The organism is Candidatus Enterococcus avicola, assembly GCF_047470845.1.
Classification (GTDB): domain Bacteria; phylum Bacillota; class Bacilli; order Lactobacillales; family Enterococcaceae; genus Enterococcus_D; species Enterococcus_D casseliflavus.
Genome location: NZ_JBLGTY010000015.1, coordinates 1 through 23,880, shown reverse-complemented (window position 1 = coordinate 23,880; position 23,880 = coordinate 1). Strand labels below are relative to the sequence as shown.

Below are 23,880 nucleotides of genomic sequence, written 5' to 3'. Positions count from 1 at the left end.
TCACGTTTGGTACGATCTTTTTTCTTTAATCTCGTGGGACAAAGCGTAAGACGATGCGATACTTCGGTACGAGCAAGTCTTCATAATACCCACCTTGATCGGCTTCTGTATCAACGATCCATTGGGGATAGTCTCCATAGAAGTCCCCCGTTAAGGAAATCGGCACGCGGCTTCTTTCTTCTAGGCGAACCAAGTGTTGTTCCTCCATCGCTTCATAGAGTTGGATCTGTGTTTCTTCCGTTTTTAGATTCAATCGCAACAGCGGGGTTGAAATATCGTCATAGGTCAGGGTTGGGTCTTCTTCTTCGCTTTCACTTTCGGCATAGTCGAGAGGATCTTCTCCCGCTTCTAATAAGACAATACTGGCACTATCATCGATCGCCAGTTGATTGACGTAGGTATCCACGGCAAGTGGCGATTGATTGCGGATCTCATACGTTTGGCTTTCAAAATTACGATTCGATTCCGCTGTGTTGTACAAGGATTCGAAGACCATTTTGGTTGGGATCGTCACCCGCATATGCTCCAGTTTCGATGTCACATCGATACCGACTGTCAGCTGGTAGGCTTTATTCCCCACCTCAAGAACAGCAAAGTAGCTACCATCTTCGTCGACTTCTCGTGTAAGATCCGTTTCTACGATGCGAAAGTCATCCGTCATATCCGCTTCCGTCAAGACGTTTGCGGCTTGTGCTCGGCTTTCTTGAAGGATCAAAGCATCTAATTCTTCTTGCATGCTTAATTCATTAATTTTATAGCGATCTAAGGTGATATTGTATGCTTCAAAATTCACACCTTTAATCACGGTTTGACGAGCGGTCACATCGACATAGGTCTCAATCGAAGGTTTCGATAAGAAAATCGACACTTCTGTCTCGGTTTCCAATCGCTCATTTTCTCTTAAGGGAATGCGGAAATAGCGATACAGCTGATTTTCATCCCGATAGTCGCCCCATTCGATTCGTTCAGAGTTTTTGTCTAATTCAACGAGTTCTCCGTCAGTATTGGTATAGGAGATCACTGTGATATCGGTATCCTCATACATGGAACCAGTGATTTCAGTCGACTGATCACTCAATGCGTCGATTCGGGCAACCAGACCTTCTGGTTCTGAAAAACGAATTTTATTGTAATTATTTTTGGCAATCACTTGATAAATATCTGTTTGTGTTTCAAGACTTTCTAAGGAACCATCGAATTGTTCGCCACTCAGTAATCTTGAACGAGCTTCTGCACTACCGGTCCCCCCATAGGGAAAGGGATTTCCCCCGTTACGATTAATACGCATCGTTCCATAAATATTGATAAACTCTTCGGTTGGCGTTTCCAAAGCAGCATTCTCCCATACTGAGAATTTTTGGTTATTTACATTGATTTTAAGACCATTTGCAACTGTATATTGTTCCGAACGTATCAATCGCTGTAATTGTGCATTTGCTTGACCTGTTCTTGTCGTAGGATGACTAATTTCAAATAGCTCAACATTTTTTACATTTAATTGTGCATTTGCCGTTCTGAAGTAAAGAACTTGTAATTTATTTCTAATGGTTTCTAACGTAACGGTTGAGTCCTCATCGGCAATAAAGGTATTTCGTACATTAACAAGCGGACGATTGGTAAACTCTGCTGTTGTCCCCATCCCATTCCGATTATCTGTAAGGAAAAATTCCGCTCGTTTACCGACTGTAATGTTTGCGAAAGAATTTGAATGATTGCTTGAGCCGTTCCCACCGCCTTGCGTATTCAATCCTCTGGCAACCCCATTAAATACTGCTTCGTCTTCAAGAATTAAATTCGATGTCGTGGTTACCCTAAATATTCCTCCCGATTGGTTGACATCCATTTGCGCACCTTTTCCTATTCGGACAAAGGAATTCGCATTTCCAAGTTGGATAAAGCGTGAATCATATGTTGTGCGATCCCTTTTAGAAGTCATTTTAGCGTTATCAAGTAACTCAACCCGTTGAGCTACTCTTATTCGTGCGTAATTATGTCCGACTGCTGAATTTTGAATATTACTAGTCGTTGGCTCTGTCATATGAACTTCAGCTTTTTGCGCAAGAATAACAGAGCGAACAGAGGTGTTTCCTGTCATTCCCCTAGCTGCATTTATTCTAGTATATGAATTTTCTCCAAATACTAAGTCACTCGTACTAACACCTTGAATAAATCGACCACCAGTATCAACTTCAACTTTACTTGCTTCTTCCATCGTAAATTTCGAATTCGCCAAGGTTAAACGAAAAACGGCTCGTGCAGCTTGTCGCGTAGTATGATTGACCGTTACTTCCGCTTCACGTCCTAGTTTGATTTCTTCTCTAAACCGGAAAAAATCGACATTTGCATTGTTTCGTCCAGAAACGGTGATTTCAGAGTGATCGCCCACATGCAACCGGCGAATGGTTGAAGAAGCAGCAGATGAGGTACCACCGGTAAAGCCTTGTGCGGTTTGTAGGCTGATCGTATTTGCTTCACCAATATAGATATCTGTTGTGCTGCGACCAGTCACCAATGGTCCTACTTGATTGAGGGTGATGGTTGCATTTGCTTCTGACAAAAATTGGGAAGCTGTGGTCGTTGATCCTAAGGCAATGAGAGGGTTTGCTGCTGATGATGTGCGAGAATAATTGATTGCTGCTTTTTCTCCTAGGAAGAAACGCCGTTGCACGGAAAAAGCATTGGCTGCTGCACTCGTTGAATGCTCAGCAACATTGATTTCAGCCCCTTCAAGCAGCTCGAATTGATCGACCAGCGTTCCAGCGGTAAAGCCATTCCCTAATACGCCCGTTAGTTTTGAGTATTTTCCTAGAGTTACCTGAGCCAAGCTTGCGTTGACGAACGCCCCACGCTGATTCACAGCTATTTCTGAATAGTCACCAATGGTGATTTTTCCGTTGCTCGATGCTAAACCGATGACGACATTCGATGTACTTGCTGAAGAGGTCGTTCGCGTTCTCGGTACGTCAATTGTTGTATGACTTCCGATTTGAACCGAAGACGTTGCGAAAAAGGTTCGATACGCTTGACCAACAGTGGCATTACTAGGTTCACTGATGGTTATATCCACCTGATCACCAATCACAATACTGTTGACTGCTACGTTGCCATTAAACCCGTTGCTATGCTGATTGTTCATTTTCACGTGGTCTTGAATCACTATCGTGGTACTAGCCACACCCGTAAACATCGGTCCATGCTGCGATATTCGCGTTTGTGTATTCTCCCCAAAATCGATGGAGGAATTTGCACTTTGGAGCTGGATAAAAGCTCCGGCCGTTGTGCCCGTCCGCGTTCCTTCAATAATGGTAGGTTGGTCTGCGGTACTATTTTCAACGATGAATCGGTGTCCGACATTGATGGCGGGCGTCTCGATGACCGTCCCGTACTCAGATAGTTTTAACTGACTACCTGCTTGTAATCGTACCTCCCCTAACGTACTGGTAGAGTCCCCAGAAAGCCCCTGTCCCGTGCCAACATCTAGTGTTGCCCCGGTTGCTAGCGTCAACCGACTATCTTGATTGGCATTTGGCAGGGAAACCATTGCGCCAGATTGGCGAATCGTGGTCATACTTCCTTGACCAAAATCAAGGCTTGCTGCGGTACCTGTCATATGAAAGACGGTGCCAGTATTGCTGTTGGTACTTCGGGTGACAGAAATTTCAGCTTGGCTAGCGACTGCTACTTGATTCATTTCAAAGATTGGTGTGGCATTTGATGAGCGATGATTGACCGTCAATTGCCCTTCGACAAAGAGTCCTTCAGCCATGAATAACGTTGGAATGGAAGACGTCGCTGTCGTCACCACATTGGTTCCTTTGAAATGAAGATGTGCTTGGTTATTATTCACCACGCGTCCTGCGGTAGTGGTCAGCTCCAGTTGGGTATCTTCAAAAGTAATCGTTGATGCCCCAGTTGTTTGAGCCAGCCCTTGCGCTGACTGGATGCCTTGTTGCTGCACCCCTTGCCAAGTCAGTTGAACAGGTGCCGCAAACTGCATCAGGTTCTCTGCCGCCGTCTGCGAAACGATCACAGGTGTTTCTTGACTACGAAAGGTAACGTTCATCCGTTGGATCCCACTGATTGGCCCAGTTAATGCCAAGTTGCTGGCAAAAGTAAGCACTAGCGATTGCTCATTGGCGATTTCTTCGTAACGATACTCCGTGCCCTCTTCATCGGTGAAGGATTCCCCAAGTAAAATTGCCCGCAATTGCGCCTCACTTGCTACAGTCAATGCGACCGCTGAAGCTCCAGCATCAAACCTTTCGACTTGCTCGTTCTCAGCTTCTGGCTCCGCTTCATCTTCTGAGCTATCTGGCGTTTCTGCTTCGGACAGTGCTTCATTTTCCTCTGCTTCTTCTTGGCTAGCGGTCGTTGAATCATCGGTGGCTTCCGATGAGGTTGTTTGTTCCTCGCTGCTTTGCTCGGTTGACTCTTGCGTTTCCGATTGATCAGCAGAATTATTGGTTTCCTCCCCAGAAGATTGTTGCGTCCCTTCAGAAAGTGACTCTGTTTCTGCATAAGCAACTTGCTGGAACGCCATCGTCGTGTTGACGCCCGTGCTGCTCAGTAGTAATACGGCAGAAAACAATGTAAGTAATTTCATCATATCCTCCTTTCTTCAAGTCTTTGTTGCGTTAAGAAAGCTGAAAACTAGGGAATAGCTCCTTGCTTTTTCACGCAAAGCTGTCTCAATATTCTTCGTTTTTGAGGGAACGACAAAAAAAGACATTTTGATGAATCAAATGTCTGGAGAAAGTTGTTAGATTAAGTTTTCATAAAATAATAACTACATACGAGTTCTGTATTCTCAAAAACGAAGGTTATTGGGACAAACTATTTGTAAGTATGACACGCGTGTTGCTTACTAAACTAAGAATAGCGTGGTCGTTTCTCAAAGGAAAATCATTATTTTCATAAACACCTGAAATAGATGAATAAATAACATACCTATTTAAACGCGTGAACAGCACAGCAATTGGTTTAAAAGAGCGGTTTTTGATAGGGATTTATTTTCCTTTCGAGGTGTTCCCAATCGCGATCATCCGGGAGAGATTTCAACAATAAGTAATCTGTTTTGACTTTATAATCAACGAGGTAGCGATTGTAATTGGTCACGATCAAATCGATATGGGCAGCATGAAGCGTATGTTTTGTTAAATATTGCAGTTGAACAAACGTCAATTTATGCTTGCTGCCAAATCGCTGGATCGCTCTTGTTTGGATATGCTGGCACACAAAATGATCCCCTTCTAAGAGAAAATAAATGGTTTTTGCTGGTGCATAATAATCGAAAATCAGCTCGCTATAAATCGTTAAACTGACACAGATGTCTTCTAAGTAGGCAGTAGACAAAGAGAGTTTTTTGCTCTGCTCCTTAAGAAATTGTAAGTTCTTTTGGTAACTCTCACTGTTGGAACGCATGATCACCTCTTTGATATCATCCATTTCCTTGTTCAAAACCGGCGCAATCGCATGGTTAATTTTTCTCGATAAAAAGAAAGAACGTAAAAAAGTCGCAACCGTTTTGGCTTGTGCTTGGTGCACCTCATGGTTTTGAAGAAACAAGTCCGTCACAATTGTGATGGCTTCGCCTTGATGAAATTGTTGGTAAAACTTTTCCTCTCGTTCTTCTTGATCCAAGGTTCGCTTGCACAAGGTGACTAAGTAGATCCAAGCGAATTCTTCTTTGGGCAGCTGAACCTGATAGATTTTCTCAATGCCTTCCTTCAGTGCGTATAGCTTGGAAAAACTGTTCCCTTTATACGCCTGTCTAACCAGTTCTTTCGGCATAGTGATACGATAGCCGAGGCTCGCACGCTTGATGGCAATATAAAACGTGTAGTAAAACGCTGCGGGAGTCGCCCCAGATCCGATTTCATAATAGCCGAACTTGTCCTCCAATTGACCTAAGATCAAGTCATGCAAGGCTTGATCTGGAACCAACGTATAGATCGTTTCCACACCTTCGTAATAAAAATCTTTGAAAAACTTACGCAAGTTGGCTTCACTTCCTTCAATCGTTAAGGGATTAGATGCCCACTGCAAGCCATAGCTTTTTAAAATAGGGTTTCGCTGATTGAGTAGACGCCGAAACGTACTCTCTGAAAAATGATAATGATGTGCCAGCTCATCCACCTTAGATAGTTTGCCATGGAAAATATTCCCGATAATTTCAAATAAGCATTCATTTTTTAACAAGCTTTGTTTTCTTTTTTGATAGTCTGCTGGCTTTTTCTCTTCGAAAACAAACCCGCTATTGCCCGAAACGAGGGCAATACTGTCCCCAAAATATTCTTTCATGTATTTGATATCATTGGCAATCGTTCGTTGCGTCACCTGATTGCGTTCTGCTAAGTCGCCAATCGTGAACACACGGTCTCGCTCAATCGTACTCAGCAGCCGAAACAAGCGCGCAGTCGTACGGTTGCTGATGAAGGCCAATTGCAACTCTCTCATTCATCCCACTCCTTTTTTTCAAGAAATTCTTTTCTATACTATTACATAAATAGCACACTATTTGGTAATTATATACTCAAATTTATATATTTTTAATCAAAAAACCTACTAAAAATGAAAAAAATAACGAGGAGAAATTAATTTTTTAGACTTATCATATTCTTTTTTGCTGGAGGAAAAAGAAAAAAAGCCGCAAGCAGCGCTCGATGAAAGAGCTGCTTGCGGCTATTTTGGTTTTCTCATTAAAATAAATACTGGGCAGTAATCGAGGACTGGCACTCGATCAGTTTTTCTGGAATCCCTTCGTACAACACTTCGCCACCGCGAATCCCGCCATCAATGCCGACATCGATCAGCCAATCCGCTGCTTTCATGACCTCAAGGTTGTGTTCGATCACGATCACCGTGTTGCCTTTTTCTACTAGCCGTTCGATGATCGCCAAAATGCTCTTGATGTCTGCCATGTGCAATCCGGTCGTTGGTTCATCCATAATGTAGATATTGCCTTTTTTGCTTAATTCTTTTGCTAACTTCAGTCGTTGGCATTCACCACCAGACAAGGTATTCAATGGCTGTCCAAGGGTCATGTATCCTAGTCCCACAGCCAAAATCTGTTTTAGTTTTCTTTGAATCGCTTTTTCCTCAAAGAATTCCACCGCTTCTGTGATGCTCATGGCAAGGACTTCATCGATCGACTTGCCTTTCAAGCGATACTGGTAGACTTCTTCTTTAAACCGTTTGCCGCCACAGGCCTGACACAAAACCTCAACGGAATCCATAAAGGACAGCTCCATCTTGATGGTCCCGTGGCCCTTACACGTTTCACAGGCGCCTTCGGAATTGTAGGAAAAAAGACCTGCTGAGACCTTGTTTTCTTGGGAAAATAACTTCCGAATGTCATTCATGATCCCAGAATAGGTCGCTGGATTGGAGCGGATATTTCCCGCCACCGCTGATTGATCGATCGTAATGGCTTCGGGGTATTCTTTAGCAAAAACCCCATTCACTAAACTGCTCTTTCCAGAACCAGCAACACCGGTCACCACTGTAAATACTCCTAATGGCACCCGCAGTGCTGTATTTTTCAAGTTATGCAGCGTCGATTTTTTCGTTTCGATAACCTGATGACTCTGGCGAGGTGCTTCTTTAAAGTCCACCATCTGTCCAAAAGCTTTGCCAGTCAGTGTATCTGAGCGCAGCAATCCTTCAAAGGTTCCTTCGTAGGTAATATAGCCGCCATTTTTCCCCGCTTTAGGACCAACATCGATAATATGGTCAGCTGCTTTAATGACATCTGGATCATGCTCCACTACGATGACGGTGTTTCCTTTGTCCCGTAGTTTGACTAACAATTCATTCAATCGATGGACATCCCTTGGATGTAGCCCAATACTCGGTTCATCAAAAATGTAGATCACATCGTTCAAGCTAGAAGACAAGTGTTTGACCATTTTTACCCGCTGACTTTCCCCACCAGAAAGGGTCGTCGTTTCACGGTCTAAGGAAACATAATCCAACCCGATATTGATTAGATCAGTGATTCTCGCTTGGATGTTTTGAAGCAGTGGTTGGACACTCTCCTCCGAGATTTCTTGAAGAACCGTCAATAGTTCATCCACTTGCATCGCCAAAAAGTCCGCAATCGAATAGCCCGCGATTTTGCACGCGAGTACTTGTGGATTGAATCGTTTTCCCTGACAGTCAGGACACTTCTGCTCATTCATGAAAGAAGCGATTTTCTTCTGGGTAGCAGCGGAGCTTTCATTGCCACCTTTGATATTGGAGCGATTAAAACGAGCGACTAAGCCTTCATAGGTGGAACTCATCCCTTCCATATACAAGGAATCGATTTTTTCTCCTTGGGCATACAAAAAGCGGTTCATTTCTTCTTCGCTATATTCTTTCAATGGCTTGTCATTGTCAAAAAAGCCCGTATTGGTGAAAGACTTCAGCAGCCAAGAGCCGACTTTATAGCCAGGAAGCAGGATCGCCCCTTCGTTTAAGGACTTTTCAAGATCCAGTGCCTTTTCTAAATCTAAGCCGACGATGCGCCCAATCCCTTCGCAAGTGGGACACATCCCATGAGGATCATTGAAAGAGAAATTCCATGCAGGACCTAAATACGGTTGACCAAGACGAGAAAAAAGCAAGCGGATCAAGGGATTGATATCCGTGATCGTCCCTAATGTGGAGCGGGAATTGCCGCCTAAACGGCTTTGATCAACTACTACCGCCATCGAAAGATTGTCGATGGCATCCGCATCGGGCTGGCTATATTTTGGCAAAAAGTTGCGGACAAATTTCGAAAAGTTCTCATTCAGCTGTCGCCCAGCTTCTTGTGCGATCGTGTCAAAGACGATCGATGACTTGCCTGAACCAGAGACACCCGTGAAAATCGTGATTTTTCTTTTGGGAATCTTCAAGTCAAAGCCCTTCAAATTGTTCTGCCTGGCGTTGTGGATCGTAATGTATTCCTGCATGCTATACCCTCCCAGATTCTGTTGAATTTTTTCAGTGAGCGACCATTATAGCACAAACATTCTCGCTGTTTCTCGGAATTTTGAAAAAAAACTATGTTTATTTTATGTTTTGTTCTAAATGTTGGAATAGCAAGGATAGAGGGCTTATGCGATTTTTCGATTGATAGATGAACCGAGGGTTAGAAGAATAACTATTGAATAAAAAATGCGTGGCGCAAGTGGCGAATAGAAAAGACGAAAACAGACCAAATCCCTTTTTATAAGGATTTGATCTGCTTTCGCGTCGATGTGTTTAACGAAAAGTAATGATTAGCTACTAACCTTTAAGCGAACAATTCCGTTTGATTACGAAACAACCATCAATTAATTGAAATATTTCTTTGCACACTTTACTTAAAAGTTAGGCCTTACGCGATTAGAATCTTGTAAGTAGCTTGCCACCTCTTCTTTTAAATCGTTAAATTCTTTTTTACTAGTAGTAATAGTCAGAATAAAATGGACCGCTTCATCTTGAGAAAAATTTGTCACATATCCATTAAGCTGCAAAAAAGTAATCATAGAAACTAAAGCGGTCCGTTTATTACCATTATGGAAAGGGTGTCTTTTTACTAAGTTAATTGCTAAAATTGATGCCTTATCAAAAATTGTCGGATATAATTCTTTGCCAAACACAGCTTGTGAAGGTTGATTTATTGCCATATCCAACGCACTTGCATCTTTTACACCAATCATTTCTCCTTTAGAATACTGTACAATTACTTTCGCATTGATTCTGATCACATCTGCCGCCGTCAAAAAAATCATAAGTCAACCAAGTCTTTTAAAGCTTTGTCGTATTGATCCATGACTGAATCTACGATTGAATCAATAGAAACTTCTTCAACCGCTTTAATCATTTTTACAGATCCATCCCGTTCAAAAACATAACTGATTGATTCACCGGTCTGAACACCGATATACTCCTTTACTTCTGCAGGTATCGTTGTAATATCACTATTACCAGATCTTCTGACTTTATATTTTTTTGTTTTTTTCAATTTCTACCCTCCCAATGTATATACAAATGAATTTGTATATACATTATACAACAATAGATACATGCCGTCAAAATATGTCTTAAAGAGCATAACCTTCAACTCTATGATCCGACATACCAAAGAATAATCATTCCAATTTGAAAATATATTTCCTAATTTTTTCCTACTCATCACAATTGTTGCGAATTCTTGATCACGCATTAAAACTTACTATAAAAAAACCGAAACAAAGAACTCACTCTCTGTTTCGGTCTTACTTCATTAGTCTACGAAAAATTCTTCTAACACTTCTTGCATTTCATAGGCATGTGCCGATTTGTTTGAACATACCGCGATCAACAACTGCTGATCTGGGTAGTAGACGGAATGGTAGTTGACCCCGGGATCGTAGCCCATCTGGATGTACTTCACCACTTTTTGTTCTATCACTTTCATTAAACCGCCATAGCCATAAAAAAATTCATCTTCCTCATGGACTTGTGGTGTCAAAAATATCTCGGTCATTGTTTTACTCAGTAATTGCCCGCTCATCAATGCATGCCAGAATTTTTCTAAGTCTTCAACTGATACATAAGCACCGCCATCCGGTCCGCCCTTGGCTGGGATGGAAAATATATTGGTTTTAAGTCCTGATTCCGTTTCAATATATCCCAATGCCGTATTGCGAGGCAGCGTGTCTTGGGCAAAGTAACCAGCATCTGTCATTTCTGCTTTTTCAAAAATATTCTTTTCAATATAGTCGGTAAAGTGTAAGTCGCTAACTGCTTCCACCACCATTCCTAAGAGGATGTACCCTGCATTGTTGTACTTGACCTTGCTTCCCACTGGATCAGTCATGGCTTTTCTTTGAAAAAGCGGCAAAAAATCACGGGGGGTTCGCACTCGGTAGGTCGGCAAGTCTTGCCAAAGTGCTTCAAAATCATCGGATACTTCTTCATCAAAATAGTCAGGGATACCAGAGGTATGTGTCAGCAAATGATGAACAGTCACAGCTTGATCAAAGTTTGGCAATACATCGGGAACACACTCCTGCAGTGTCGTGTCAAAGCTCAGTTTGCCTGCTTCAACTAATTGGCAAATGGCTAGTGCCGTAAAAAGCTTGCAACCTGAGGCAATGCCAAAACGGGTATGGGCACGATTTGGCAATTTGTCTGCATCGTTTGCATAGCCAAAAGTGCGATCCACCAAAACCTTGTCAGCTTTGACCACACGAATATTGCCATAAAAAGCGTACTCTTTTTGCTTTTGTTCTAATCTCTTATCAATTAATTGGGTATTCATTTTCTCTTCCTCCGAATGTTTCGTACAAGGACAACTTGTCGTCAACACCAGCCTACCCTTTTCATATTTGGAAACGCAACATCCTTATCTCCTCCTATCTGTTATCAGGGTATCATAGAATAAAGCGCTTCACAATGGTGGTATCTTTGTACTTTGTGTGCAAAGATACCCGACCATTCTATCCATCTGTCATTTCATGAGCAATGGCAATCTACTCGCTGTTTCTCGGAATTTTGAAAAAAAACTATGTTTATTTTATGTTTTGTTCTCAATGTTAGCTTATCAATGGTGAGGGCTTATACGATTTTTCGATAACTATTGCATAGGAAGGAATTTAGAGTGCGTACGAAGTTATAAGACAGAGCGAAGAACGAGTATTTTGAATGGCCTTAAATTGCTAAAAGGTAAAAAAACATTCCATTTCCCCTTGCTTGCAAAGTGAAATGGACTGTTTTCATGAAATAACCTTTAACCGTTTGAAGCCGACTGTTATAGATCAGCTCAATGCAGTTGACGGAAACGTTTTGATCAATGTCACCGTTTCTTCTGCCCCATAATCCCCTTCGGCATATAAATCAAGATACTCTTCCAACAAATAGTCAGCAAGGTCTTGGGAAGATTGCGTAAAACCAGCCTTTTCGTAAGATTTGACTGCAGCAATATTTTTTCTCGATGGTCGCATCATCAATTTTTTTATGCCGAATGTTTCATGTAAATGATCACCGAGGGTGACGATCGCATCGGTGCCAAATCCTTTGCCGCAATGAATTTCCCGATTCAACCAGATATCCAGTTCTGCTATGCCGTCTTTTAGATGAAATGAGGAGTAGCTAATAAAGCCAATAGGTTCACCTGCATGTAGAATCAAAAAGCCTCTGCCATCTTGCGGCTGGGCACCAGTAAAGTAATACTCTTGATAGTCCTCAAAAAACTCTGCTTCAGTGGCGATCGGTGCATTAGGATAAGAAGGTGGTCCGGAATGATACTTTGTGGTTTCAGAGTGAAAACACCATTGATAGACCGCTTCTTTATCTTTGATTTCCGCAGGGGTTAAAGTGACTTTGTTGCCTATTAGCATGTGGCATACTCCTTTGCTTAGTTAGTATATGATAGCTGCTGTGCCTATTTTAATCAAAGGTACTTTAGAAAACAACTGCTCGCCAATTCGTTTATTAAATATAGATTTCGTTTAGGAAAACAAAAAACCAATTGCTTTCTTTCATTTTTCAAAGACTTACTATGTAGGTTACATACATAAACAAAACCGAAACAGCAGACTTCCTCTCTGTTTCGGTCTTACTTCATTAGTCTACGAAAAATTCTTCTAACACTTCTTGCCTTTCATAGGCATGTGCCCATTTGTTCCACCTACCTATTCACTGAGATGGCCATTCGGTGATAGGTATGGCGCTTGCCTCTGATGGCGATGGATAGTTGCAAGATGTTCTCGGGATCAGCGGTCCCAGAAAAACCTGCATCTCCGATATGATGAAGGTCGCAGCCGGCACGTTTGCTAGTCAATGCCAAGGCACGGATCGTACCTGTATCTGCACCTTCCTGTGTAGTGCCAATGGTGCCCATGACCAACTTCTCTTTTTGGTGGATAAAGGCCACTAGATCACTCATATGTTGTTCACTCAGCCCAGGAATCGTGCCCGCGATGGGTACAAGAATAACATCGGCTCCAGCTTGAATGAACGCAGACGCAATTTCTTCATCTAACACGGGTTCATTGACACCAGCTCCGTGCATTTTTCCAGCAATAATGATCCCAGAGAAAATGGCTCTTGCTTGTTTGATTGCCGCTGTAATCTCTTTATTTGAAACGCCAGTGGAAGGATTTCCTGTCAGACAGATAAAATCAAATCCAAGTGCTTCTGCACGAGCCATGTTTTTCTTTGTTGCCAAACGCCCAGTAGCGATAGTTGTCAGCTGTTCCATCTGCTCCGCACAATCGACGACAGGCTCAAGATTGACTCCAATAGGCCGCCCCGTTAAGCATTGCAAAAAGCGAATGGGGTCATCCGTTGTCGGTAATCCTTTGATAGCGCCGTTTTCGCAATCAAATAGGTTCAGCAAAATCAAATCCGCCCCAAATGCAGCGACGAATTCAGCATTGGTGATTCCTCTAGACATCGGATCGATTTGGACATCATTTTCTGCTACGATCGTCCGCCCCGCACTTCCTCGGATACTTTCCAATAGCTGGTCTTTATCAAATGATTTAAAATCAGCTGCCGTGCAATTCAATAATCGTTTTGTCTCCATTTACTCCTCACTTTCTGAACCTAGTCCACTGGCTAATGTCCGATTATCCAGCATTTTGAAGAATGGATAATAGATGGCGATAGAAACCGTCAGATTCACCAGTTGTAAGATTGCCCCCGAAATATGTCCGCCTGTGGCTAGATAACCGCCGATGATTGGCGGCATCGACCAGGGCACCAAAACGACGGCAGGTTGGACGATCCCCATGGCAACTGTCGTATAAGAGATGATATAGCAAACGACCGGCGTCAGAATATAAGGGAACAAAATCAATGGATTCATGACAACGGGCAATCCAAACATGATGGGTTCATTGACATTGAAAACCGTTGATGGAAATCCGAGTTTCCCCAACTCTTTTAAATACTTGCTTTTACTTCTGACTAATAGCAAGATCGCTAAGCCCAAAATCACCCCACTACCGCCAATCCAGACAAAGGTATTCATAAAGGTATAATTGATGATATACGGAATCGTTTCGCCGTTTTGAAAAGCGATTCGATTCTCATCGATCATTTGAATCCATGTCGGCTGCAAGACGCTCAAGACCAAGTCCCACCCGTGGATACCCACTGACCAAAACAATGACGTAAACATAATGGCAAACAGACCGCCTACAAAGCCTCCGCCAATGATAGATAGTGGTTGTCCCACAAGGCTGTACAGCAGATCATGAACATTCGTGTTGCCGAATGATTCCACTAATAAACGAATCACCCAGAAAAGCGAGAGGCAAAAGAATGAGGGGATCAATGCAATAAAGGAGCGACTGACCGCCGGGGGAACGTTTTCTGGCATGCGAATCACGATATTCTTTTGTACGAATAATCGGAAAATCTCCGCCGTGATTAGACTAGTGATGATTGCTACGATCAGCCCGCGGCTACCAAGATAAGACATTTGAATGCCGCCATCTTCAATCGGAGTGACTAAAAGAAAAACCGAAGCTGCCAATACACCGGCAGATAAACCGCTGACGCGGTAAGTGGTTGCTAAACTATACGCAATAGCAAAGGAATTGAACAGCGCCATCACACCAAAGGTCACTTGTACGACAAAGTCTAATTTGCTGCGCCATTCCCCGCCAAAAATACTAGTAACAAATAGGTTAAAGCCTTCCCATGGAACGTTAGATAAAATAACAAAAATGGAACCGATAATAATCAAAGGCATCGTGGTGACAAGTCCATCACGGATGGCAACTAGATGCTTTTCACCGCCAATTTTCATTCCCCATGGCAGCATTTTTTCTTCCATAAATTTCTTTAACGAATCCTTCATAAGCTTCCTCCTTAACCTTAAAAGAACGCTGACAGATTGCTTTCAGGTATCTTTTCGAAGTGTGAATAGAAACCAAGGCTTGCCACCTTCAAGAACCTAGGATTGAAGTGCTGATCGCCAGAACGCTATTTCTATGAACACAGTAAGAACGCATGGCATTGGATTTCTCAACTATGACTGCCTATTTTCCATGCGACTGTCCTCAACTGATCTTCACACCTGTTATTTGCCGCAAACGATCCTGCGCATGAACCGTTTCAAACGACAAAAAAGGCATTGGACAAGATTGTCCAATGCCTTTGGCATAGCAAAATAAGCGTCCAGCATCCCACGGTTTTTGCCCAAAAACCTGCCTGAATCTACTAGAAATCGACAAGAAAATCGGGTACAATAAACACGTTGATGCCTTTGGCGATCAACTATGGCAACTTGATTGGTCATCCGTCTTAAGGGTGTGACTGATCAGGGCCTCGTAAATCTGTTGGCGCAGAGATACGAGGTGCCTATTTTTTTGGTTTCTATTCGCTTACATTTTATAGAATGTTTTTGGGAAAAGCAAGCGAACATCGTAACAAAATTGTAAATAATGGTCAAAAAAACAAAAAACTATTGTGATTTGTTTGATTGAAACAGAAAATAGTAATTACTTTGCGTATTTATAAAAAAAGAGGACCGAATCATCCATGATTCAGTCCTCCTTTTCGCGCTAGACAAATACAAACAAAATTCCAGAGCAGATCGTGCCTACCAATAGCCCACGAATACTGCCTTCTCCTTCATTGGGTAACTCAAATTTGATGATATTGACCAGCAAAGCGCCGGTGATCAAGGCTTCAATGATGACCACCAAATAGTAGGGCAATGAAACAAAGAGGGAGAACGCAGCTCCCGCGAAAATACTGAAGGAAAGCACAAAACGGCCATATTTGTTATAGAGGGCACCATGATGGTGATAGAGCAGCCAATCGTTCATGAGAAAGTGCAAACCAAAGGCAATAAAGTAGGTCAAAATGTAAAAACGCTCTGATAGCGTATTGGCAATCACGATATAGCCGATCATGATATTGTAGATCACATGAAAAGCGATATCCGACCAAAAAAAGGCGTTTTTGGCACTGGTGATGTCTTTCTTTTCTAACACCATAAACGTCCGCTCATCGATTTTGTAGATCACGTAACTGAAGACTAAGCCAAACAAAACGATGCCATAGACCCCATGACTATAAAAAATCCCCGAATCCCAGCCAAATTCATCGATCAACACCGTTTGAAAATACGCCAAATGGGGCAATAGATGAACGATCGCGTAGGAGATCCCTACCCCAGCGGCAAAGGAGCTCATGTATTGCACGTTTAGTTTTCTGGATGAGATAACATTTGAAGATAGATGGATGAAGATAAACCCTAAAGTGATCATGCAATTCACAAAATTGTTTGTTAGATACGTCATTGTTTTCTCCTTCTTACATTCCGTTCGCGGCATCGTTTAAGCGCAATTTTCAATAACAAAGTCTTTGTAATTAGTTATTTTTGGTTATTTTCATGAAATATTCTTGTTTACTATACAGTAAGTGGGCTCGGGGGGCAATAGGTTTTTTAGGTTTTTGGGGAGAAATATTTTTGATAGAAAATGACCTTCATTGTTGCCGATTTTTTCCCAATGACCTTGTCTTCATTTTCGGATAGGATAATCTTGTTTTTACTCTAGCAGACACTAGGTCTAACTTCATTTTTATAAAAAATTGCGCTTATTTGAAGTTAACTTCAAATTTCCGAAAAATTGTAACCAATTTGAAGTTATCTTCAACTTTCTCAATTATGACAGATTTTTGACGTTCGTAACCAATCACTGATGAATTCAGAAAGCCGTTGTTGCTCCTATTCCATTAAAAAAAAGAAGCAAGAACTTGCAGCGTCCTTGCTTCTTTTTTGTTACAATTCATTATACTTCTTTTTCGAATCTTTACTTTCTTTCACCGGATACTTCATGTTGTTTTTTTCCAGCTTTTCTTTGATGATCTCATCAATATCAAGACCCAAATTGTCTGCCAGCATATAGGAATAAATCAGAACATCGGCAATTTCTTCTTTTAGATGTTCGAAATCTTGAGTGGCTTCTTCAGGTGTTTTCCATTGAAAAATCTCCAACAATTCGGCGGCTTCGATGGAGATAGAAATAGCTAGATCTTTTTCATTATGGAATTGTCGCCAATTGCGATCATCTCGGAATTTATTGATCCGTTCCATTGAAGAGGGTTGGTTTTGCATGGTTGGACTGGCTCCTTTCGTTTTGTAGGGCTATGAGTTTTTGGCGGAGATTGGGATTGATTGCATAGATGTAAAGCCCTTTGATTGCTCGTTTCATTAATACATTCAATGAATTAAGGATGATCGTTTCTTTGGCTTTCTTCGTCAATTCTTGGTTCATATCGTCACGTCCCGTAAACGCCCCTTTGTCCTCATATTTATCGATATCGATGACAAGCTGGTCGGTCTCTGGATCGTAATCAACGGAAGGGCCAATGACGACTCCTACATTGTTTAAATCAAACCCTTGGACGGTGTAGATTGATCCGACTTCACTGATTGTCTCTGGTCGCTCCGCCCATGTTCGCTTCGTGTCGGTCGTATTCCATGGCAGGTTGATCCCACCAGGATCTACAAGATAAGAAGCTCCGTCTTTTTTATGAACATAATCGAATGTTGAGATGATCCGTGACAGACCTTCCTTTTTATCGAGAGAAAAGATTTTATTCTTCAACGCATCATGGGTTTCCATAATCTGAAGCTCAAAAGATGCTGTTGATTCTGGAATCGGTGTTACACGTTTTTCTACGATATCATCGATCCATTGAATAATTTGTGGACTACTTTTCATTCTTAATTGATCTTTTAGCTGAAAGCGAGAAGCATTGTACCTTTTCTGAAACTGATCCAATTGGTCCTGATCCCAATAACTTTTGATTTTCAATACTTGCTTCGGATCAAAGATACAAATCGTGATTTTTGCTCGCTTGATAATTTCTTCTAGTTGGTTTTCATAGTGAAAACTGTTATAGCTGTCTTTCTTCGTTAAAAGCAAATGGGCCTCATCCACAATAACGATGTCTGGGTGCAACTTCTGATTATCTGTTTTATTAATAAAGGAAGTTGGCTTTAACATATGATTCTTTTTTAAATTTGGCAAACTTTCTGCCATTGTATGATAGGTTTTTAACATCTCTGAATGGTTGACCAGCAAATAATTATCAGTGCCTTTTAATACAGACTCTGATTTTGTATAGTCTTGAAGGGTGTTATAGAGAGATGCTAATAAGACGCTCTTTCCCGTTCCAGCTTCTCCTTCAATCATCAAGACTTTTTGTGTTTCATCCTGCTGAATCGCTTGTTTACAGTACTCAATGATTTCAAGTTTTATATCTAACTGTTCTGGCGTCAGTTCTTTAAAAGGGGATAATTTATACACATCTTTGTTGCGAATCGTATCGATTGAGTGCTTCGCCAACTGACGCCTTTGCAATTCTTCCCATAACTCTTGGAAGACCACTTCATCATAATACTCTTTTTCATAATACTGATGCATCTGCACCTGTCTTGTTTGACTGACATTTTGCAACTGAAACTGCTCATCCCCAATGAAGTGATTGATCAAATTGGTTTCGATATTGTAGGTCGCTGATTGATTGAATTTTTCATGACCAATCAGCAGGACTTCTTTAATTTCTCTGCGCTTAGCGTTATTCAAGTGCTGCTTCAATCGTTTGTTCACTTGAACCGTTTGACCAATGTACGCAACAGGTCTTTTCTTTTCATTTCGGTTGTAGAGTATGTAAACGACTGGGTACTGATCGATATAAGCCGTCGTTATGCTAGATAGCTCACCTTTCTTGAAATGATGATCTTCTATGATTAGTTGGTTGGTCATATTTTAGAGTCTCCGTTTAGTGTCTATTCCATTAAGGTTATTTATTTTAGTATATCATTGCATATTTTGCTCTTAAAGCATTAAAGACAAAATTGGTAATTTTTTGTTTTAGCAAAATAACCATTATTTAAAAAAATCGCTGTTGATTAATCTACTAATTTCGTCCAACGTGCATACTTTGCTAATGATTTAATAGACTAACTTATTATCCTGAAACTCTTTTCAAACGAATCCTCTCTAAAACGTTCTAAAATAAATAGCTGAAAATCCCCTTTGATAATTCATCAAATATCCTCTGTTTAGGATATTTATAAATTGTTTATTAAATCAAAAGAATTTATTTTTCAACATTAAAATAAATAAATATTTTATAATTTTAATTTGACCAATTCATTCAATATGAGATAATCATTTACGAAAGGATGATTTGATGAACCATACAGTTACCAGCCTAAGATATCTACGGATCGCTCAAATTTCTTTGTTAACATACTATATTTATTTAGCCGTCCATGACAATATTTTCGAAGCAATTCCATTACTGTTAATCAGTGGTATTTTAGATCTCGTGTACCCGCCAGACTACGCAAACCAGTCATTTTGGTTCCCTTATAAAAAGAAAACAATATTTTTAAAAAGCAACAATTTGTTTCTGGAAAGAGCTCTAGAAATCTTAACCACAATTGTTCTTGGTATTTTCCTATCTCTTGTTTTTTAAAGGAACAACTTGTGATTGTTGGTTCCCTTCTACCCAACAACTGAATTATTTTTCTATTGCTCACTATTTTATCCATTTGTCTATTAAAATGGATTTATTAAATGAATAACGAATCCTTGACTGTTGAGATGACGCTAGTATTTAATCGAAAGGAAAGGTGATTTTTTATGAAAAGAATTTGTTTTGTCTTAGTTTTGAGCAATGGATTATCTTACACACCATTAACTCCAGGTGTTCTTTATCAAAGAGACACAAGCCTCAAAGACTATTTTTCACCGTTTTACGACGTTTCAATCAATTATCTGAGAGATAAAGATACTGTTGATTACTTGGTCCTTCCTGAGCCATTTGCTCCTTTTGATAATGAAAATAACCTCCCTATCATAAAAGTTCCTTCAAAATTTTTTCTGACTAAGGACTTTGAAAAAATTAAGGATTACATTGATGACTACTTTAAAGAAAACGATGCTAAGTAATACTAATCTTCGATCGTTTTAAGCTCTTACTGATTGATACCGTTATCAATCAGTTTTTTTCTTCGATTTGCCAACTTCTTTTTGGACGAGAAAACAGTCCGAATATTCTAAAACTATTACTTTACGATAAAATTATTCCAATTATTAATAAGGTAGTATTTTGATGAACGAAAACAAAGGCATCTGTTACATCGTTATTATTCGTTTATTTTTTGCATATAGAAAAACAGACCAAATACTCAAATTTGGTCTGTCTGACGTGGCTATTCATTATTGCTTCGCATATCCGTTACCATGACCCGGACTATAACTCTGTGCTTCTGAATCTGTAATCAACGTGAAGTTCTCTGGAATCTTTACTTGTCCATAGGTCTTGCCACTTTCGACCTTCAAGAACTTATACCCTGCAGGTGCTTGGTACCATTCGCCAACCAATGAAGGAGATGGGGTGGCTTGGTTGGCATTCGCCTGATTTGCTTCCTCATTAGCTTTCGCTTGCTCTGCGGCTTCTGCTTGTTCTTTGGCCTGTTTCTCACGCTCAGCTTTTGCAGCCGCTTCGGCTTCTTTCTTCTTATCAGCGATCCGTTTGTCACTGCTTGTCTTTGCACTGTCATATTGACTATCCAATGCAGCAAAGTCATCTTTTAAGGTACCTGGTGAGTAATCTTTCAACGCCAATGAATCTTCCAGAGTTGTTTTCGCAGTTGTAAGCTCTTTTGTTTCATCCTTCGTAAGATCACCATCATCAAGCAATAATGTTGTTTCTTTAATCAGTGATTTGGCTTTAAATTCATAGTCTTTGAATTCTTTAGCAGTCGCTTCTTGCTTTTGCCTGATGTTTTCAATCAGCTTCGCCGAATCACTCTGTCGTTCTTCAACAGCTGTCTTTTCATCTGCATCTTCGAAAAATGTTTGGTTGACTGCTTTGTTTTGCGTTAAGTCTTTTTTATCGCGCTCTGACAAATAGTCTTTTTTCAGCAATGTATCTGTTGCTTTGTTATCTTCTTTGAGCTTATCAACTAGAGAAATCAGTTCTTTTTGATGCCTCTCGACTGCTTTAGCCAGTGTTGTTACTTCATTTGCTAAAGACCTGACAGGTGTAATTTCACTGGTTCCAAATACCGTTTGATACTTCTCTGTGATTTCATTGATTTGCGTTTGATCATCTTTGGTAATAAACGCTTCATCGCTTTTTTTAGCCAACGCATCTAGTTGTGTTTTGATTTGGCTAAGTTCTGTTTTAACGGCATTGGCTTCTGCAGATGACACATTCTTTTCAACTTTTGCGAGCGTTGCTTCACTTTGCGCAATCAAATCCAATAAACCTTGTCTATTTTCACGATCCTTCACTTGATCAAACGAGGTCAATTCATGTTCTAATGTGCTTTGTTCATCTTCTGAGATAAACACTGATTGAAGCAATTTATTGATTTTTTGTTCTTGTTTTTCTTGCTGATCATAGACATCTTGGTAGGCATTTGCATTCACAGAGGTTGCAATGATCCCTGTCATTGAAAAAGCCAAAACAATCCCTAATAACTCTTTTCTTAATTTCATTCTTTCTCTCCTATTAGACCAACTCTTTATATTTGTTTATTCCTAATGCCCGAAATGTATCCAAAGTGATTTCCCCATTCTCTTCATCATCGGTCATATCGTTGAGGAACAAATAATACGCACGCAATTCATCCACTTTTCCATGGAAATATGACCGTTCCTTCTTGTCTTGCCATTTTTTTTCTTCTGCTAACCAATCAAAAAGACCACTTGCTTCTTCTTGAGGAAGTTTATTGAGTTGTTGGTCAATAAAAAAGACAAGCGCTTCTTGTTGCAATAATTTTGGATTTGCTTTTCGCAAATATTTTTTTAATTGTGCATATGATTTACTTTCAACACGAGTTTTATTTGCATAAAAAAGAGCAGTGCTCATTCCCACCAAATAAACAAGCAAAGGATTGATTCTTACCACATCTAAAAAAACGATGAGGCTTGCTAGTAGGATCAATCCGATAGATACTACTATGACTTTTTTATAGTATTGCTTTTGTTTCTGATATTTACCCATAATATCTTGGTACTCTTTCATTTTTTTACCACCCTTATTTTATTTATTAACAAGATTATAATAGCCTTTACTTTCAGTCGTAGCAAGGTATATTTTGCGTTTCCACTGTCTTTTTCATAAAACACCTAATCCTTTTTGTCAGGTGATAAAAAATCCGAGATAAACCTTTACAATTTCGCCAATTTGCACATCCTTCGACTTATTCCATATTGACATAAGCTACCATAAACGATAGCATAAAAATGAAACCGTGTGCAAAATTAAATATAAGGTGTGTCCTCGTTGAATATGATCAAGTCTATCCTGCATCATAGCGGCAATTGGCTAAAGAATGTTTATTTCGGGCAAGATATTGCTTATCCGTTTATCCTCGCTCTTGTGTTACCCGTGATCCTCGATTAATTTTTTCATGTGAGTTTTAATTTTGTCAATACAGCGATGATCAGCTCCGCTGGTACAGAAACAGTTAGTGTGGTCAGTATGGTTGGCAGTTTGCATTTCTTCTTGGTCAATACGTTTACTGCTGTCGGATTGGGTGGAACAGTCTTGATGGCACAATATTTCGCCAAAAAAGAGCGCAAACAACATAGCAAAGTGTGCAGTGGCACAGTCTACGGTACCGTCTTTTTGGCCTGTTCAGTCAGTATTTTGATTGCTGTTTTTCAGAAAGGTATCTTGCAGTTGTTATTCGGACAAGCAGAGTCGCTGGTTTTGGACATGCCAAGATTTATTTGTTGGGTCTATTGGCCTCATACCGATTGCAAGCAATATTAGAAGGAACCAATGGCAGTTTGAGATGGATTGGCCACACGAAGGCCTCATTTAAAATTATCTTTGCTAATGAACTTTGTCTACATTGTCTTCAATATTCTCTTTTTGCATGTATTAGGCATGGGGATGATTGGGTTGCTCTTTGCTGTCTACACATTGCGCATCAATCGCGGGCTCTTTATATTAAAGAAAGAAGACTTATGCATATTCGCATGAAAGTCATCAGCAAAGTGTTAAAGATCAGTATTCCCTTTGCTGCTGACTCTTTGTTTTTTTATGGCGGAAAAATCATTATCCAAACAATGATCGTCAGTTTTGGAACCAATGTGATTGCTACCAACGCGATTGCGTCTTCAGGGATTCAGATTTTAGAAATCATTCCTAGCGCCTTGGCCACATCACTTGTGCCAATCGTGGGCCAAAGTATTGGACGGGGCAATATCGCAGACGCCAAGAAGTTTACGAAGGCCTTTGTTTTGACTGGTATGGTGGCGTTTCTTGTGATTAACTTAAGTCTGCTGCCCTTCTTTTCATATGGGATGCGCCTGTTCAATCCGCCGGCAGTTATTGTTCCAGCGATTTATCGGCTTTATTTGATTGCCATCGTGATGCACTTTCTAACTTGGAGCATTGTCTTCATTTTGCCTGCTGCATTGCGCGTTGCTGGCGATACCAACTTCACGACCATCGCTTCGCTGCTTTCGATTTAAATTTTCCGGATTGGTATGGGGTACTTGGCTCGTATCGTTTTGTTTTATGGATTGACAGGGATTTATGTCGTGATGACCATCGAATGGGGCGTTCGGGGCCTGATTTTCTTGCTGCGATTTTGAGGGAAGAAATGGTATCAGCATACGTTGACGTAAGTGGTAATTGTTTTCACATGAAAAAAGGGCTCTATAATTTATGGGACTGATGAATCAGAATTGATTCTTCAGCCCCATTTTCATTTTAGATATTAAAAAACATATCGTTCTCTAGTATGATTAAATCACCACAAAATAAACAAACTGAGAGGACGATATGCTATATGAATGATTCTATCAAAAAATGCTGAGAATAATAGAGAAAGATTTGATGATTACAGAGGTCTCTTACGAGACCCTTCAGAAGAAAAAGACG

Annotated in this window: 17 protein-coding genes; 3 read left to right on the top strand and 14 right to left on the bottom strand. The window is 40.6% G+C overall.

Going from position 1 to position 23,880, the window contains the following annotated elements:
* Positions 1 to 25 precede the first annotated feature (25 nt).
* From ACI3E5_RS12320 to ACI3E5_RS12265, 12 genes are all read right to left on the bottom strand, one after another.
* A complete protein-coding gene (locus tag ACI3E5_RS12320) occupies positions 26 to 4,606 on the bottom strand; it encodes a hypothetical protein (protein ID WP_208770112.1) in 4,581 nt (1,526 codons plus the stop codon).
* A gap of 374 nt (positions 4,607 to 4,980) precedes the next feature.
* Positions 4,981 to 6,456 carry an AcpB/EbpR/MafR family transcriptional regulator gene (locus ACI3E5_RS12315; RefSeq protein WP_074934360.1) on the bottom strand — a complete coding sequence of 492 codons (1,476 nt, stop codon included), beginning with the start codon at positions 6,454 to 6,456 and terminating at the stop codon, positions 4,981 to 4,983.
* A 242-nt stretch (positions 6,457 to 6,698) separates the two neighbouring features.
* A complete protein-coding gene (locus ACI3E5_RS12310) occupies positions 6,699 to 8,936 on the bottom strand; it encodes an ATP-binding cassette domain-containing protein (protein ID WP_086339090.1) in 2,238 nt (745 codons plus the stop codon).
* A gap of 393 nt (positions 8,937 to 9,329) precedes the next feature.
* Positions 9,330 to 9,740 (bottom strand): type II toxin-antitoxin system death-on-curing family toxin, encoded by a 411-nt coding sequence (locus ACI3E5_RS12305; protein WP_074934362.1) that lies wholly within the window; start codon positions 9,738 to 9,740, stop codon positions 9,330 to 9,332.
* Positions 9,737 to 9,973, bottom strand: coding sequence for an AbrB/MazE/SpoVT family DNA-binding domain-containing protein (locus ACI3E5_RS12300; protein WP_016609673.1), 237 nt, complete (start codon positions 9,971 to 9,973; stop codon positions 9,737 to 9,739). The genes ACI3E5_RS12305 and ACI3E5_RS12300 overlap by 4 nt, the downstream gene beginning before the upstream one ends.
* A 261-nt stretch (positions 9,974 to 10,234) precedes the next feature.
* Positions 10,235 to 11,254 carry a serine hydrolase domain-containing protein gene (locus ACI3E5_RS12295; RefSeq protein ID WP_074934363.1) on the bottom strand — a complete coding sequence of 340 codons (1,020 nt, stop codon included), beginning with the start codon at positions 11,252 to 11,254 and terminating at the stop codon, positions 10,235 to 10,237.
* A 496-nt stretch (positions 11,255 to 11,750) separates the two neighbouring features.
* Complete coding sequence (locus ACI3E5_RS12290; RefSeq protein ID WP_074934364.1) at positions 11,751 to 12,332, bottom strand: GNAT family N-acetyltransferase; 582 nt, start codon at positions 12,330 to 12,332, stop codon at positions 11,751 to 11,753.
* A gap of 290 nt (positions 12,333 to 12,622) precedes the next feature.
* Positions 12,623 to 13,522 carry a DUF7916 family protein gene (locus ACI3E5_RS12285; protein ID WP_431395138.1) on the bottom strand — a complete coding sequence of 300 codons (900 nt, stop codon included), beginning with the start codon at positions 13,520 to 13,522 and terminating at the stop codon, positions 12,623 to 12,625.
* Positions 13,523 to 14,803: a PTS cellobiose transporter subunit IIC gene (gene celB, locus ACI3E5_RS12280; RefSeq protein WP_431395140.1), complete on the bottom strand. Its 1,281-nt coding sequence runs from the start codon at positions 14,801 to 14,803 to the stop codon at positions 13,523 to 13,525.
* Between the two features lie 706 nt (positions 14,804 to 15,509).
* Positions 15,510 to 16,253: a hypothetical protein gene (locus tag ACI3E5_RS12275; protein WP_074934368.1), complete on the bottom strand. Its 744-nt coding sequence runs from the start codon at positions 16,251 to 16,253 to the stop codon at positions 15,510 to 15,512.
* 482 nt (positions 16,254 to 16,735) lie between these two features.
* Complete coding sequence (locus ACI3E5_RS12270) at positions 16,736 to 17,071, bottom strand: nucleotide pyrophosphohydrolase (protein WP_061053736.1); 336 nt, start codon at positions 17,069 to 17,071, stop codon at positions 16,736 to 16,738.
* Positions 17,034 to 18,728: a DUF2075 domain-containing protein gene (locus ACI3E5_RS12265; RefSeq protein ID WP_074934369.1), complete on the bottom strand. Its 1,695-nt coding sequence runs from the start codon at positions 18,726 to 18,728 to the stop codon at positions 17,034 to 17,036. Before ACI3E5_RS12265 ends, ACI3E5_RS12270 begins: the two co-directional genes overlap by 38 nt.
* Positions 18,729 to 19,613: 885 nt before the next feature.
* Here ACI3E5_RS12265 and ACI3E5_RS12260 point away from each other — a divergent pair.
* A complete protein-coding gene (locus tag ACI3E5_RS12260; RefSeq protein ID WP_008377858.1) occupies positions 19,614 to 19,922 on the top strand; it encodes a hypothetical protein in 309 nt (102 codons plus the stop codon).
* A 270-nt stretch (positions 19,923 to 20,192) separates the two neighbouring features.
* On the opposite strand, the gene ACI3E5_RS12255 is transcribed toward ACI3E5_RS12260, so the two are convergent.
* Both ACI3E5_RS12255 and ACI3E5_RS12250 read right to left on the bottom strand, forming a co-directional pair.
* Positions 20,193 to 21,479 carry a hypothetical protein gene (locus ACI3E5_RS12255; protein ID WP_074934370.1) on the bottom strand — a complete coding sequence of 429 codons (1,287 nt, stop codon included), beginning with the start codon at positions 21,477 to 21,479 and terminating at the stop codon, positions 20,193 to 20,195.
* A gap of 13 nt (positions 21,480 to 21,492) precedes the next feature.
* A complete protein-coding gene (locus tag ACI3E5_RS12250; RefSeq protein ID WP_008377855.1) occupies positions 21,493 to 22,008 on the bottom strand; it encodes a hypothetical protein in 516 nt (171 codons plus the stop codon).
* Between the two features lie 390 nt (positions 22,009 to 22,398).
* On the opposite strand from ACI3E5_RS12250, the gene ACI3E5_RS12245 reads away from it, so the two are divergent.
* Both ACI3E5_RS12245 and ACI3E5_RS12240 read left to right on the top strand, forming a co-directional pair.
* Positions 22,399 to 22,761, top strand: a complete 363-nt coding sequence (locus tag ACI3E5_RS12245; RefSeq protein ID WP_252704702.1) for an MATE family efflux transporter — start codon at positions 22,399 to 22,401, stop codon at positions 22,759 to 22,761.
* A gap of 197 nt (positions 22,762 to 22,958) precedes the next feature.
* A complete protein-coding gene (locus ACI3E5_RS12240) occupies positions 22,959 to 23,468 on the top strand; it encodes an MATE family efflux transporter (RefSeq protein WP_254777730.1) in 510 nt (169 codons plus the stop codon).
* The last annotated feature ends 412 nt before the right edge of the window (positions 23,469 to 23,880 follow it).

Bases quoted from the DNA above. Each gene is read 5' to 3' on its own strand.
- ACI3E5_RS12320 (WP_208770112.1), bottom strand. From the start codon at position 4,606: ATGATGAAATTACTTACATTGTTTTCTGCCGTATTACTACTGAGCAGC.
- ACI3E5_RS12315 (WP_074934360.1), bottom strand. From the start codon at position 6,456: ATGAGAGAGTTGCAATTGGCCTTCATCAGCAACCGTACGACTGCGCGC.
- ACI3E5_RS12310 (WP_086339090.1), bottom strand. From the start codon at position 8,936: ATGCAGGAATACATTACGATCCACAACGCCAGGCAGAACAATTTGAAG.
- ACI3E5_RS12305 (WP_074934362.1), bottom strand. From the start codon at position 9,740: ATGATTTTTTTGACGGCGGCAGATGTGATCAGAATCAATGCGAAAGTA.
- ACI3E5_RS12295 (WP_074934363.1), bottom strand. From the start codon at position 11,254: ATGAATACCCAATTAATTGATAAGAGATTAGAACAAAAGCAAAAAGAG.
- ACI3E5_RS12290 (WP_074934364.1), bottom strand. From the start codon at position 12,332: ATGCTAATAGGCAACAAAGTCACTTTAACCCCTGCGGAAATCAAAGAT.
- ACI3E5_RS12285 (WP_431395138.1), bottom strand. From the start codon at position 13,522: ATGGAGACAAAACGATTATTGAATTGCACGGCAGCTGATTTTAAATCA.
- celB (WP_431395140.1), bottom strand. From the start codon at position 14,803: ATGAAGGATTCGTTAAAGAAATTTATGGAAGAAAAAATGCTGCCATGG.
- ACI3E5_RS12275 (WP_074934368.1), bottom strand. From the start codon at position 16,253: ATGACGTATCTAACAAACAATTTTGTGAATTGCATGATCACTTTAGGG.
- ACI3E5_RS12270 (WP_061053736.1), bottom strand. From the start codon at position 17,071: ATGCAAAACCAACCCTCTTCAATGGAACGGATCAATAAATTCCGAGAT.
- ACI3E5_RS12265 (WP_074934369.1), bottom strand. From the start codon at position 18,728: ATGACCAACCAACTAATCATAGAAGATCATCATTTCAAGAAAGGTGAG.
- ACI3E5_RS12260 (WP_008377858.1), top strand. From the start codon at position 19,614: ATGAAAAGAATTTGTTTTGTCTTAGTTTTGAGCAATGGATTATCTTAC.
- ACI3E5_RS12255 (WP_074934370.1), bottom strand. From the start codon at position 21,479: ATGAAATTAAGAAAAGAGTTATTAGGGATTGTTTTGGCTTTTTCAATG.
- ACI3E5_RS12250 (WP_008377855.1), bottom strand. From the start codon at position 22,008: ATGAAAGAGTACCAAGATATTATGGGTAAATATCAGAAACAAAAGCAA.
- ACI3E5_RS12240 (WP_254777730.1), top strand. From the start codon at position 22,959: ATGCATATTCGCATGAAAGTCATCAGCAAAGTGTTAAAGATCAGTATT.